The sequence below is a fragment of the [Bacillus] enclensis genome (assembly GCF_001456935.1).
Classification (GTDB): domain Bacteria; phylum Bacillota; class Bacilli; order Bacillales; family Bacillaceae_B; genus Rossellomorea; species Rossellomorea enclensis.
Genome location: NZ_KQ758483.1, coordinates 296,195 through 308,889, shown reverse-complemented (window position 1 = coordinate 308,889; position 12,695 = coordinate 296,195). Strand labels below are relative to the sequence as shown.

General features: G+C 40.3%; 12 protein-coding genes. 4 read left to right on the top strand and 8 right to left on the bottom strand.

Translation table 11 applies throughout. The features are described 5' to 3' along the window. Positions 1 to 8 precede the first annotated feature (8 nt). The gene (locus AS034_RS09230) at positions 9 to 2,162 is read right to left on the bottom strand and encodes a PAS domain S-box protein (protein ID WP_064565154.1); all 2,154 of its coding nucleotides are present in this window, start codon (positions 2,160 to 2,162) and stop codon (positions 9 to 11) included. Between the two features lie 173 nt (positions 2,163 to 2,335). On the opposite strand from AS034_RS09230, the gene AS034_RS09225 reads away from it, so the two are divergent. After that, on the top strand, positions 2,336 to 3,361 hold the full coding sequence (locus AS034_RS09225; RefSeq protein WP_032089079.1) for an acyltransferase family protein: 1,026 nt from the start codon (positions 2,336 to 2,338) through the stop codon (positions 3,359 to 3,361). Positions 3,362 to 3,643: 282 nt separating this feature from the next. Next, entirely contained in the window at positions 3,644 to 5,374 is a 1,731-nt protein-coding gene (locus AS034_RS09220; protein WP_058298297.1) for a B12-binding domain-containing radical SAM protein, read from the top strand. A gap of 24 nt (positions 5,375 to 5,398) precedes the next feature. Here the strand turns inward: AS034_RS09220 and AS034_RS23320 are convergent, their stop codons facing one another. Both AS034_RS23320 and AS034_RS22965 read right to left on the bottom strand, forming a co-directional pair. Continuing rightward, positions 5,399 to 5,527 carry a hypothetical protein gene (locus AS034_RS23320; protein ID WP_269751571.1) on the bottom strand — a complete coding sequence of 43 codons (129 nt, stop codon included), beginning with the start codon at positions 5,525 to 5,527 and terminating at the stop codon, positions 5,399 to 5,401. Next, complete coding sequence (locus AS034_RS22965) at positions 5,527 to 5,688, bottom strand: hypothetical protein (RefSeq protein WP_032089081.1); 162 nt, start codon at positions 5,686 to 5,688, stop codon at positions 5,527 to 5,529. The genes AS034_RS23320 and AS034_RS22965 overlap by 1 nt, the downstream gene beginning before the upstream one ends. Positions 5,689 to 5,830: 142 nt before the next feature. Between AS034_RS22965 and AS034_RS09210 the strand changes: the two genes are divergently transcribed. Next, positions 5,831 to 6,355: a hypothetical protein gene (locus tag AS034_RS09210; RefSeq protein WP_058298296.1), complete on the top strand. Its 525-nt coding sequence runs from the start codon at positions 5,831 to 5,833 to the stop codon at positions 6,353 to 6,355. Between the two features lie 58 nt (positions 6,356 to 6,413). Here the strand turns inward: AS034_RS09210 and AS034_RS09205 are convergent, their stop codons facing one another. Continuing rightward, positions 6,414 to 7,766 (bottom strand): TrkH family potassium uptake protein, encoded by a 1,353-nt coding sequence (locus tag AS034_RS09205; protein ID WP_032089083.1) that lies wholly within the window; start codon positions 7,764 to 7,766, stop codon positions 6,414 to 6,416. A gap of 253 nt (positions 7,767 to 8,019) precedes the next feature. Here AS034_RS09205 and AS034_RS09200 point away from each other — a divergent pair, with 253 nt between their 5' ends. Next, positions 8,020 to 8,220 carry an alpha/beta-type small acid-soluble spore protein gene (locus AS034_RS09200; RefSeq protein ID WP_032089084.1) on the top strand — a complete coding sequence of 67 codons (201 nt, stop codon included), beginning with the start codon at positions 8,020 to 8,022 and terminating at the stop codon, positions 8,218 to 8,220. A 107-nt stretch (positions 8,221 to 8,327) separates the two neighbouring features. Here the strand turns inward: AS034_RS09200 and AS034_RS09195 are convergent, their stop codons facing one another. The 4 genes from AS034_RS09195 to AS034_RS09180 form a co-directional block, all read right to left on the bottom strand. Next, positions 8,328 to 9,428: an anti-sigma-I factor RsgI family protein gene (locus AS034_RS09195; protein WP_162266029.1), complete on the bottom strand. Its 1,101-nt coding sequence runs from the start codon at positions 9,426 to 9,428 to the stop codon at positions 8,328 to 8,330. A gap of 14 nt (positions 9,429 to 9,442) precedes the next feature. Then, complete coding sequence (gene sigI, locus AS034_RS09190) at positions 9,443 to 10,198, bottom strand: RNA polymerase sigma factor SigI (RefSeq protein ID WP_058298294.1); 756 nt, start codon at positions 10,196 to 10,198, stop codon at positions 9,443 to 9,445. Between the two features lie 224 nt (positions 10,199 to 10,422). After that, positions 10,423 to 11,685, bottom strand: a complete 1,263-nt coding sequence (locus tag AS034_RS09185; protein ID WP_058298293.1) for a DUF5667 domain-containing protein — start codon at positions 11,683 to 11,685, stop codon at positions 10,423 to 10,425. Positions 11,686 to 11,874: 189 nt separating this feature from the next. Beyond that, positions 11,875 to 12,651 (bottom strand): TerC family protein, encoded by a 777-nt coding sequence (locus tag AS034_RS09180; protein ID WP_058298292.1) that lies wholly within the window; start codon positions 12,649 to 12,651, stop codon positions 11,875 to 11,877. Positions 12,652 to 12,695: the final 44 nt, after the last annotated feature.

Sequence of the window (12,695 nt, the reverse complement as noted above, 5' to 3'; positions counted from 1 at the left end):
TCAACTCCTTACACCTTTGGCAGGTAGATATGAAAGACAGTGCCTTCCCCTATTTTACTATCGACTTCCACTCTGCCATTATGCTCTTTAATTATATTAAAGCTTACCATAAGACCAAGTCCGGTTCCGCGTTCTTTCGTCGTATAGAAAGGTTCTCCGAGTTTTTTAATTTTATCTCTTGAAATGCCGCTTCCCTGGTCCCTTATCTCGATATGGACACAATCATCATCTGTTTCATGGATGCCAATCGTGATGACTCCGCCATGGGTCATAACTTCAATAGCGTTTTTAATGATATTGATAAAAACCTGTTTTAACTGATTGGGTTCTGCAAAAATATGCGGAAGCCCTTCCTGATACTGTTCATCATATTGGACGTTATGCATGGTCGCCTGTGCACTTAGCAACTCGACGGTATCTTTCATGATTTTAATAAGGTTTGTTTCCTGATACTGAACGGCCTGAGGTTTGGCCAGCACCAAAAATTCTGTTATGATCGATTCAATTCTTTGAAGCTCGGACGTTATGACATTAAAATACATTTCGTGATCTTCACCCACACTGTTTTCAAGGAGCTGGATGAAGCCTTTCATTGCAGTCATCGGATTGCGGATTTCATGCGCAATCCCGGCTGCCAGCTCTCCTACAACACTCAGTGTGTCCGACTTTCTCAATTGTTCCTGCAATTCAATTTGTTCGGTGATGTCACGGATGATCGTCAAGTTGAGATTGGAAAGAAGGTTATATTTTGATGATAATTCGATATAATGAAGCCGTTCATCCTGGGAGCGGAATGTCTTTAAAAAACTGGACTGGCCTTCCTCTTTTAATTGTACCAGATAATCGTGATACGCCTCATCTTCTGCTTTAATGCTTAATATTTCCCGTACATCTTTCCCGATCAACTGGTCCTTGTCCAGATGCAAGATCTTGCTTGCCTCCGGATTTGCATCAACCACCACATAATTATGATTGGTGAGGAATAGGCCGTCCAAAGATCCTTCGAATATCTTCCTGAATCTCTCCTCACTTTCTCTCAGTTCCTTTTCCATCTGATACCGCTCGCTTACATTCCTGAAGATCGTCATATTATAACCATCCACTGAATGAAGCTTTGAAGTGAACTCCAGGTGCTTCAATTGATTATTAGGCATTAAGAAGAGAACTTCGTCTCTGACAGCTCCGCTTTTATACAATTGTTCCATTACAAGGTCGAACTTCTGGGTTTCCAGCGGATAAACGAAGTCTTTTATTTTTTTTGATAATAGTTCGGATAAGGAACATTCAAAGATCTTCAGCGCAGAAGCATTCGCCTTCAACACCCTTCCATCCTGATCCCAAAGGACAATGGCATCAATCGCTTCTTCAAATAACCCCTTGAATAACTCTTCATTTCGCTTCACCTGGATTTCCATCTGCCTTCTTTCGGTAACATCCCTGAGGATGGCCATATGGAGTTTATGATGGATAAAGGGGCTTGTGGTGAATTCTACAATCGAAATCCCATTCGCCTTCTTTATCGGGATTTCCCCCCTCGCTTTTCTGTTCTTAGAAAGCAGTTCCTTGATTTTATCTATTTTATAATGCGAGTTTTCTGGAATGAATGAACGGATATTCCGTTTGATGATTTCTTTTTTATACATGCCGACTTGTTTGGTGAACGCCATATTCACGTCGTTTATGTTTCCCTCAAGGTCGAAAAGGACAATTCCTTCCGAGGCATTCTGGAATATATTCGACAGCAGGTGAACGTTGAGATGGTCTTTTCGTTCACTCTCCTTGGATTTCGTGACATCTTTAAAGTATAAATAGGCATTAGTAGAAACGGAGGATTTTTTTAGGATCAATTCAACATGGATGATTTTATCGCCTTTGATATTCATTAATGTTTCATCCTCGAGTGATTTTCCAGACTTCATCACTTCCTGGTAGTGTGCAACAATCGGGGAAGGCACCGATGAGAAAAAGCTGTTGAAAAGCCTGCCCGTCAGTGTGGAGAGGTCCATTTTCAAAACATTACAAGCTTGATCATTGGCATAACAGATTTTCAATTCGTCATTTATGATAACCATTGGCATCGGAGAGGCTAAGCAAATTTCCCTATCGACAGGATGACATTCTTCCTTAACTAATTGATTTTCCAACTTGCTGCTTTTAGTCATTTCTACATCCCCCTATATTCTCAAAAGAAGACTTTCGGCTTAACTTACCATAGAGATTGAATAGTACCGTTTCCAGATGGTGATAATTAACAGTGAAATTCAGGTTTTACACGTTGTATCCTAGGGTAGAAAATTTATTAGCGCATATTAGACAAAAAGACGGTGATGATTTTATGAAACAACGTGATTCATATTTTGACAATGCTAAATTCATTTTGATCTTTTTAGTGGTGTTCGGACATCTTATCCGTTCATACATCGAGAGCGATCCTTTTGTACTCTCGCTTTACAAAACCATCTACACGTTTCACATGCCTGCCTTCATTTTAGTTGCAGGTCTGTTCGCAAAAGGTTTCTACAAGAAAGGATATATCGGAAAGCTTGCTAAGAAGCTGATACTTCCTTATATCCTGTTTCAGCTCATCTATACCATCTATTATTATTTCCTGTATGACAAATCGACATTTGAACTCGACCCTTTGAATCCTCATTGGTCGTTGTGGTTCCTGATCAGCCTGTTCTGCTGGAACGTCCTTCTCTACGTGTTCATTAAATGGTTCAAGTTCAAACCCGCAATGGGATTGACTGCAGCCATTGTACTCGGACTGCTGGTCGGCTTTGTTGATGAAGTCTCTAACTATCTGAGTCTGTCCAGGACATTTGTATTCTTTCCGTTCTTCCTGCTGGGGTACTATATGAAAAAAGAGCACTTCGAATATTTCAAAACAAGCAAAGCCCGCATCTCTGCAGGAATCATCATTCTACTTGTATTCTTGGGAATGTATTTCGTACCGGAGTTTTCTGATAAATGGCTGCTTGGATCAAAGCCTTATGGAGATTTCGAATGGAACGACATCATCAGCTTAGGAGTAAGGGCCATTGTGTACGCCCTCAATTTTGTAATGATATTCAGCTTCTATGCTTTTGTACCAAGCAAAGAGCAATTCTTTACGAATTGGGGAAGAAATACACTTTACGTGTATCTGCTTCACGGTTTTATCATCCGATTGTTCAGGGTAAGTGATATAAAGGACTCAATCAATCCAACGGCAAGCCTGTTATTGTTCCTGGCCGTTTCTCTAATATTGACGAGCATTTTTTCCACAAAGCTTTTGACTTCGATAACACAGCCAATCATTGAGTTGAAATCTACCAAGCTTCAAAAGTTACTCTCGAAAAGAGAGATGAAAACAAGATAATATCTCTACACCGATAAAAGGCTGACCTCATGGGTCAGTCCTTTTTTATAAATGGATTGCAGTTTTTGTCTTGTTTATTAATTCTACTCTATATAATTCGGAACTATTCTCTGAAATCCTTCTTATTCATACAATAAATCCGAATTACTTTTAGACAAATATTGAGCTTTTTCGCTCCCTCGGATAAAATGGGTAGAGCGGTTCTTCGGATCATTTCTGACAGAGTTGGCATACATCAGACATGAAACGTTGATCTAAGAAGTAATAAAGGAGTTATTCTCAATGAAGAAAGTCGTATTAAGTACGTTAAACGCGAAATATATCCATACCAATCTCGCCATTCGCTGCCTGAAAGCATATATAGAACCCGATTATGATGCAGAATTGGCTGAATATACGATTAAGGACCCGATTTTGAATATAGCGACCGATCTTTTTTCAAAACAACCGGATGTCATCGGATTCAGCTGTTATATCTGGAACATCGAAGAGACGATTAAAGTCATCCAGGTGATTAGAAAGATTCTTCCTGATGTGAAGATTGTTCTTGGAGGGCCGGAAGTCACTTATGATGTGCCTTACTGGCTTGACCGATTGGACGGGGAAGTGGACTTCATTGCCCTTGGTGAAGGCGAAGAAACCTTCAAACAGTTCCTTGATGAACTGCACGGAGGTGAAGACTGGTCCAAGGTTCATGGCATCGCCTACTTAGACAATGGCAAGCCTGTTATTAAACCACAGCAGAATAAAATCGACCTTAGGGACGTCCCTTCACCTTTCAGGTTTGAAGAAGATCTATCTCAGCTCTCAAAAAGAGTCACATATATCGAAACGAGCAGGGGGTGTCCATTCCGCTGCCAGTTCTGCCTTTCATCAATAGAGGTCGGAGTCAGATATTTTGATCGTGAAAAGGTAAAGGAAGATATCCGCTTCTTAATGAAAAATGGTGCAAAAACAATTAAATTTGTGGATAGGACATTTAATATAAGCAGAAGTTATGCAATGGAAATGTTCCAATTCCTGATTGATGAACATTTACCCGGAACAGTCTTTCAATTTGAAATCACGGCGGATATCATGCGGCCGGAAGTCATTGAATTCCTCAATAAGGAAGCACCTCCTGGATTATTCAGGTTTGAAATCGGGGTTCAGTCTACAAACGATGAAACCAACGATCTGGTCATGAGGAAACAAAATTATAAAAAGCTCACGCGAACTGTAACCATGGTAAAGGACGGGGGAAAAATTGATCAGCATCTGGATTTGATTGCCGGTCTTCCTGAAGAAGATTATCATTCTTTCCGTAAAACCTTCAATGATGTATTCGAACTTCGCCCTGAAGAATTGCAGTTAGGTTTCTTAAAAATGCTGAGGGGTACCGGCCTGCGTATTCGGGCAAACGATCACAAATACATTTACATGTATCACTCCCCTTACGAGATACTCGGAAACAATGTTTTATCTTTTGATGATATCCTAAAGATCAAACAAGTGGAAGATGTATTGGAAAAGTATTGGAATGACCATAGGATGGATCAGACAATCGAGCACCTGGTTACAAATTGTTTCGAAACTCCGTTTGATTTCTTCCAGCAATTCGGTTCTTATTGGGAAAGCCGCGGCTGGTCCAGGATCGGTCACCAGCTTGAGGATCTGTACAAGAGATTATACGAATTCCTTTCTTCTCAAGAAAAGCATGATATGAGCGTGATCGAAGGACTTATGAAACTTGATTATTTACGAAATCAAAAGTATAAACCTCGCAAGGCCTGGTGGGATCATGAAATGACAAAAGAAGATCGTTCATCTGTTTACCAGGAACTCTTGCGATCGCCTCAAATTGCCGGGGAAGAATTTATAGGATTGAACCTTTCGGAAAAAGAAATCTACAAACATACACTGCTCGAGAGGATTGTTTCTCCAGATGGCAGCAATCAGTACGTACTTGCTTACTATGAGCCTGCTGACGGCCGCTCTTCATTGTTTTTATTTGATAGGGAATATTCAATATAATAAAAAAGTGCTAAGCGACGACGCTTAGCACTTTTTCTTATCTTCTTTATGCTGCTTGTTTTCTTTTAATGAAGCTTCAATCAGCTTCGCTGCATTGACATCTCCAAACTCCTGACCGAATTCTTCTCGAACGGTGTCTTTTTTATTCTTCATCAGCTTCTGCCTTCTTTACCTTTTGCTGAGTTTCTATTCTTACCTTTTATGGCATCCTCGCCATGTGTATAATCGGCAGCAAATTCAGTTTCCTGTTTATTCTTCAATGGTGTCTTATTATTTTTCTCAGCTGCATCATGCTGTGCTTTTCGTTTAGCCATGGTTGATCATCTCCTTTAATCATTACTTTTCCCACTTATATATATGCTCATCCAGGAAACTGTTTTAGAAACAATAACCAAGGAACATGAATAAATGAACACGATTACCAAAGACTAAAAAAAAATAGAATGAGGAAATAAAATGATCTTACTATTTTTACTCGTATATGCACTGGCAGGATGGAAATTCGGCAATTGGAAGGAGTTTCATTCTTTTTACCCGACATTGCTATTTTTTATCATTGGGGATTTACTTTCACAATTTCTTCTTTTCGATTATTCAATGTGGGAATTCCAGCCTGCCGATCCTCTTGCTCACTATTTAAAACTAAACCATACCTTTATCGCTCTGCTGAAGATGATCATCCAATATACAGCCACGGTGGCCATCTTTATCGGAAGACTTCCAGACACATTTACCAAAACGGTCCTTTGGGTGCTGTTTTGGACATTCATCTTCGGGATAACCGAGGGATTATCTCATTATGCCGGCATTATGACTTACCACAATGGCTGGCATTTTGGTTGGGACATCGCATTCAACCTTATGATGTTTACGATGCTCATCATACATCATAAGCGTCCATTGCTAGCATGGGCCGCCTCCCTTCCAGTGATAATTGGATTGTGGATCATTTTTGACGTGCCCTATTCTGTTTTAAAATAGCCGTTCGAGATTTATATCAGAAATAAAAAACGGTGCCAAAATTCAGGCACCGTTTTCTTTATCCGATGATTACCCTCTCTTTAGGGTAATGGAAGTTTGCCTTTTTCTCTTTTCCGCCTATCATGAATAGGAAGGAGAGGATTCCGACACGGCCGATGAACATCAGGATCATGATGACGCATTTTCCTATCGTGCTCAATTCTGAAGTAATCCCCAGTGATAAACCACAAGTACCAAACGCAGATGCAACTTCAAAGATGATCTCGACTAGTGAGTGCCTTTCCGTCATGGTTAGGATGACGATGGATAGAAAACACATAAAGGTCGCTAGAATCGTCACAACAAGGGATTTTATGATATCTTGCTCATGAATTTCCCTTCTGAAAATCTTAATGGTTTGATTTCCCCTTGAAAAATGAAACAGGAATAAAAGGTTGAGCGCAAATGTAGTAGTCCTTATCCCGCCACCCACTGAACTTGGGGAAGCACCTATGAACATCAACCCGCTTAAAACCAGTAATGTAGCTGTAGAGAATTCTGAAACATTCATCGTCGCAAGCCCACCGCTTCGGGTAGAAGCCGATTGAAAAAATGCATAAAAGAACGATTCATGCCAGACCATTCCGCTGAAGAAATGATTGTACTCAAGAATGAGGATCATGAATGTTCCAAACACTAACAAACATCCAAACGTCAACGTCGTTACCTTTGTAAAAAGTGAAAAATGATGCTTGCTTTTCTTATTATTCATTAAGTAGTCCTTTGTCTCAATCAACACTGGAAAACCGATGGCACCCATCGTAATGAGGATGATCGTGATGAACTGAACGAAATAATCATGCCTAAATGGAATCAGCGACTGGCCGGTGATATCGAAGCCTGCATTCGTGGTGGCACTCACCGATGCAAATAATCCTTGCATAAAGGCTTCCTGCCACGTGGGATAATAGCTCATAAAATACACACCGAGAGTAAGACCTCCGATAATTTCAATGATGATAATCAAAAGCAGTATCTGCTTCAAAAGATTGACCAGGCCGGATAAATTTGTTTGGTTTTGATCTGTCATGATCAATTGGCGTTCTTTTAAGCCGATTTTCTTTCCAACAAGCAGCCAAAAAAACGTCCCGACTGCCATGACACCGATTCCCCCGAACTGAAGGACGAATATCAGCAGGAAGATTCCCGTTGTACTGAACGTGTCGGCTGTACTTACGACACTCAGTCCTGTGACACTGACTGCACTAACAGAAGTGAATAAAGCATCTATGAACTTCCACTCCACCCCTGGCTTGTGGGCGACGGGCATACTAAGCAATAATGTCGCAACCGTAACTGCAAGCAGATAATAGCTGACAATCACTTGAGCCGGCGTCAACTTATTCAGTTTCGAACGTAATGATAACCACATAATGGACTTCCCTTTCAAAGCAATAATAATATGTACTTTATCTATCTTAAATAAAATGGACATGGAAAGAAAGAAAAAAAGCAGATTTCTTCTATTTTATTCTTACATATATCAAGGAAGCTTAAAACCAACTGTCCGCACCACTATCCAATCCGAATAAAAATTACCACTCATCACTTACTAATCCTTTACGAATACTACTTGTACGGAAGCAAATAAGCTTCACGTTTTTCAAAAAAGGAGGTCATTCATTATGGCTAGAAGCAGCAACAAGTTATTAGTTCCTGGTGTCGAGCAGTATCTTGATCAAGTGAAATATGAAATTGCTCAGGAATTTGGCGTGACACTTGGTTCTGACACTGTCTCCCGTTCTAACGGTTCAGTTGGAGGGGAAATTACAAAGCGTCTTGTAAAGCAGGCTCAATCCCAGCTTTCAGGCGGTCAAACTAAATAATATGGCTAAACCCGGCCGGTAATGCCGGCCGGATTTACATATATAAAAGCTAAAAGAAAGGAAGGCTCATTTTTATAAGCAAATGAGCCTTCCTCCATTATTGCTATTTATCGGTTATTTTTATCTTTATTCTGGTTGCCCCTGCTGTCAGGAGACTGTTCATCCTGCCTATTTCCATGCCCTTTTCTTTTTTCCCGATTGGATTGACCATTATTATCGCTTTTATTTGTTGAATGATTCCCTGGTTTTTCCCCGCTTGCCTTTTGACCATTGTTAGAACCGTTCCCAGAGTCAGAATGATTCTTCTGAGAAGGATGACTTGGTTCATAATGTTTGTTTCTCTCATTGCTTTTATTCTCATGACTTTTTTCTTTCCCTTTACTGCTGCTGGTATCTGTCTCTCCATCATTTTTTTGTTCTGAATCACCAAGGGCATCCTTTTTTCCTTCAGACGACTGAGGCTCTTTTTCAACTGGTGTAGTGTCGGAATCTGCACTTTTCTCCATTTCCCTCTCACTTTCCTTAGGGGCGGCCCCGGCAGGCTTAACAGGTTTTGGTTTTTCGGATTTAACTTCTTCTTTCAGAAAGGCACCAGCCGTTATCCCTTTCTCTATTGCTTTATCTCGAATGTCCTTGGACGTTTCATTTATGATGATTTCATTGCTGTGCAAGTTGTTATATTGTTTAACGAAAGAATTCAAGTCATCAAACAATGCTGAATGTTTACTGCTTTTTGAGGAATCTGTCATGGTGGACGTGATCCACACTCTTTGGTCATTTTTTAAATAACCAAGCTTTTCACTCAGACGGAGTATTTCCTCAGTAACGTCACTGACATTTTCTTTCTTCCAATTATCTAATTTCTCCATCAATATCTTTGCATCTTCATTGTACGGGGTTATGTCAATCACCTGGTTTTCCTTATTTAAAGAAAGCTCAAGGCTTGGGTTAATATCTACTGATACATAGGCATATGCTTTATTGCTTTGAATGAATGATGCAGAAAAGAGCGTAATCATAAGTATGGCCGCTGTCAGGATCGATGCAGCTGTCTTCCAATTAGATCCCGAACCGAATCTTCTGCCTTCCTTTACAGGAAAAAAAGTTATCTCTTCACCTATTGAATAGCTGCCGTCCGGTGCTTTCCTTCCGTTCATAAATTGCCCATCAGGCGTCATCATAATGAGTACATCACGTCTAATTTCCATAATGATCCCTTTTTTCATTTATCTAACCGCCCTTTTAAGTAATCCTTTAAATACATATAATCACCGCTCATAATGAGAGAGATAGCAATTATGTATTTCCTGTTTCTTTCTATCGTCTTTCTGCTGACATTCACCTGTTTCTCTAATTTTTTTATAGGTAAACGTTTCTTTTCTTTAAGGTAAGACATTAATTCATTCGACGTGACGACTCTTTTGGCAATTTCAATCGCATTAAGTCTGGCATCTTCATGTTTAGGCGACTGTTCAACCAAGTCGTTAAAGGAAAGACTGTATTCTGAGAGGTGCTCTTGGAAATCAACTATTTCTTCTCTTCTTTTCTCAATTTCCTGCTGCTTCTCAAATTCTTCAACGGAAACCACCTGCTCAACGCTCAAGCTTGATGAATCTGTATCATCTTCAATTAGGTTCCGATCCATACTGATATCTTGATATTTTCCATTCTTCCTTATAAAATCGATTACTTTCCGCTTAATGATCACTTCTGCAAAACTAAGAATAGATGAACCACGATCTTGGTTGTATTTCAAAATAGCATCATTAAACGCAATCAGACCGATGCTAAATTCATCATCGCTTTCATAAATATACCGTTTACATACGGAAGAAACGGTTTTCTTAACAAATGGTTTATAATCATTGATGACTGTATTAAGAAGCTGCTCGTTACCGCCTTGTATGTCTGCTGCCAATTCTTCCAACGACGGCTTCTTCATTTTTTTCGTTAATAAAAACAGTAATAAATTTAGCATCAGTCTCACCCCATCATGCACACTATTATACTAATAAGCTGCCATTTTTCAATAAAAAATGAGAGGAAGGGGTACTGCAGGCCCTTTTTCATCAAAACGTGCTTTGATTGGCACTTCCCAATTAATGGAATACGATGAATAGTACTGCAGTTCCCCCTTCAGACTGATGGATTAAAACGTTTTACCCTTCAAGGTGTTTCATCCTTTTCTTTACAGCCGCAAAATTAGTTATGTCCGTTCCCTTTTTGACCCTGCCCTTTATCATGATCGTTCTTTTGATGTCCTTCACCTTTATTTTTATGGCTTTCACTCTGGCCTCTATCTTCTTTACGGCCATCCTTCACTTGCTTTCTTTCTTCTTTCAGCGTTTCGCGGTGCTCTTTTGCCTGCTGCTTTCTTTCTTCACGCTGTACTTTCGCTTCCTGCTTGACTGCTTTACGCTCTTCTTTCACTGCATTTTTATCTGTCTTCACTGGTGCTGGTGCTGGAGCAACTTCTTCTTCAACTGATTGTTCTTCTTCAACTGGTTGTTCTTCTTCAGTAGTTTCACCAGTTGGTTCTTCTGAAGTATCAGCTTTAGGTGTTTCTGTTGTTTCTTCTGAAGTTACATCCGTTTCTTCGTCGGCTGTTTCCTCTGCCTCTTCTTCTTTTGCCCATTTATCTTCGAACTTGGCAAGCTTCTCAGCTAATTTTTCATAGCTCTTTTCAATATTCTTCTGTAACGCGGCTTTTGCTTTAGGGTTTTTCACTTTTTCCATTGCTGCACTTAAAGCTGCGATATTTTGGGACATGAGTTCTTTCATTTCTTCTGTATCTTTGTCTTCTGTTGTGTTTTCTTCTGTTTTACTGCTTTCGTCTGTTGTATCTTCTTCTGACTCAACCGTTCCTTCTGTGTCTTCAGTGTTATCTTCCTCTTCGGAAGGCTGGTCAGTGTCTTCTGAAGGGGGTTCTTCTTCAGTTGAAACCTCATCTTCCGCAGCGTCATCTTTGTCTTCTGAAACCGTATCTTCTCCTGAAGCATCTTCTTCTGACCATTTGTCGTCAAATGAATTCATCATGTCGATTGCTTTGTTGATTGCCTCGACTGCTTCTTCTTCCTGTCCATTCTGGAACAATGCTTCTGCTTCAGCCAAACGCTCGGCTGCGTATTCTGCAAGTAGTTTCGCTTCTTTGCTATCGTCCATTGTGAAAGCAAGCTTTACTTTTTCCAAAGCGAGCTTTGCGAAATAGAAGAAATCACCAGGTAATAAAGATGGAGCTTCAGTGGATTCTTCTAATTTCTCAACTTCTTCTTTTACTGAATCGATTGTCGCCTCATCGTTCACTTGTACATTTGTCTTCGAATCCGTTTCTTTCTGGTCGATAGACACAGTATCAACTTCACTATCTGAATTTGCAAATGCTGAAGTCCCTGAGAAAGTAACTGATCCTGCAAGCAATACAGCCAGTGTAGATTTCATGATTTTTAATTGTTTTTGTTTTGTCATATGTAGCACCTCTGAAATTTTTTGTAAGCGATCGCTCTATTACAAGAATTACGTGATGAAAAAATTTTTTAAGGGGGTTGCACGGGGAAAAATTCATTCTTCTTTACGATACCTTAAATAAAACCCTGTAAAAATGTGCAAAACAAAAAGCCGGTGCAGCAGTAAAATCACGGCACCGGCTTTATATTATTACTCAGTTTCCTTTAATTCTGTTTTCTTCGCTTTGCTTTTTGAAAGTAAATATCCCCCGGCAGCAAGCAGAATGAGGACACTCCAGAAAACTGCTTTCCAGCCTTTCGATTCCGGAAAGTGACGGTCCAGTACTGCAACTTCCGGGTGAGCGAGAGTGAACACTGCGAGCTTCACTCCGACCCATCCGACAATCAAGAAGGCAGTGGATTCCAATGTCGGATATTTTTCCAGCAATTTAACAAACCAGGTTGCAGCAAATCTCATGATGACCAGACCGATTATACCGCCAAGAAACATGACAGCGAACTGTCCGCCGTCGATTCCCCCGATTTTAAACCAGCCTGCCGGCTGAAGGGTCACGGCAAGAGCGACTGCGGCCAGCATAGAGTCGACAGCAAATGCAATATCGGCAAGTTCCACCTTTAAAACCGTTGTCCAGAATCCTGAACCCTTTGCATTAAAGGATTCGCCTTCGACTTCACCCGTCTCTTTTTTCTTTTTAATAAAATGATGAATGGCCACATAGAAAAGGTATATTGCCCCGATCGCCTGTACCTGCCAGACATCTACCAGGAATGAAATCATGAAAAGGGCAAGGAACCTAAATAAGAATGCTCCAAATAATCCATAAAACAAGGCTTTTTTCCGTTGATCTGCAGGTAAATGCTTAACCATTACAGCCATTACAACAGCGTTATCGGCAGCCAGGATGCCTTCAAGACCTACCAGGATAAGCAGTACCCATCCATATTCCAAAAGCATAGACGCGTCCATGTTCGTAAGATCCCCCCTGTTAGTAAATTGTTTTCAAGTTAGGC

Coding starts and splice junctions, on each gene's coding strand:
- AS034_RS09230 (WP_064565154.1), bottom strand. CDS start 2,162: ATGACTAAAAGCAGCAAGTTGGAAAATCAATTAGTTAAGGAAGAATGT.
- AS034_RS09225 (WP_032089079.1), top strand. CDS start 2,336: ATGAAACAACGTGATTCATATTTTGACAATGCTAAATTCATTTTGATC.
- AS034_RS09220 (WP_058298297.1), top strand. CDS start 3,644: ATGAAGAAAGTCGTATTAAGTACGTTAAACGCGAAATATATCCATACC.
- AS034_RS23320 (WP_269751571.1), bottom strand. CDS start 5,527: ATGAAGAATAAAAAAGACACCGTTCGAGAAGAATTCGGTCAGGAGTTT.
- AS034_RS22965 (WP_032089081.1), bottom strand. CDS start 5,688: ATGGCTAAACGAAAAGCACAGCATGATGCAGCTGAGAAAAATAATAAG.
- AS034_RS09210 (WP_058298296.1), top strand. CDS start 5,831: ATGATCTTACTATTTTTACTCGTATATGCACTGGCAGGATGGAAATTC.
- AS034_RS09205 (WP_032089083.1), bottom strand. CDS start 7,766: ATGTGGTTATCATTACGTTCGAAACTGAATAAGTTGACGCCGGCTCAA.
- AS034_RS09200 (WP_032089084.1), top strand. CDS start 8,020: ATGGCTAGAAGCAGCAACAAGTTATTAGTTCCTGGTGTCGAGCAGTAT.
- AS034_RS09195 (WP_162266029.1), bottom strand. CDS start 9,428: ATGGAAATTAGACGTGATGTACTCATTATGATGACGCCTGATGGGCAA.
- sigI (WP_058298294.1), bottom strand. CDS start 10,198: ATGCTAAATTTATTACTGTTTTTATTAACGAAAAAAATGAAGAAGCCG.
- AS034_RS09185 (WP_058298293.1), bottom strand. CDS start 11,685: ATGACAAAACAAAAACAATTAAAAATCATGAAATCTACACTGGCTGTA.
- AS034_RS09180 (WP_058298292.1), bottom strand. CDS start 12,651: ATGGACGCGTCTATGCTTTTGGAATATGGATGGGTACTGCTTATCCTG.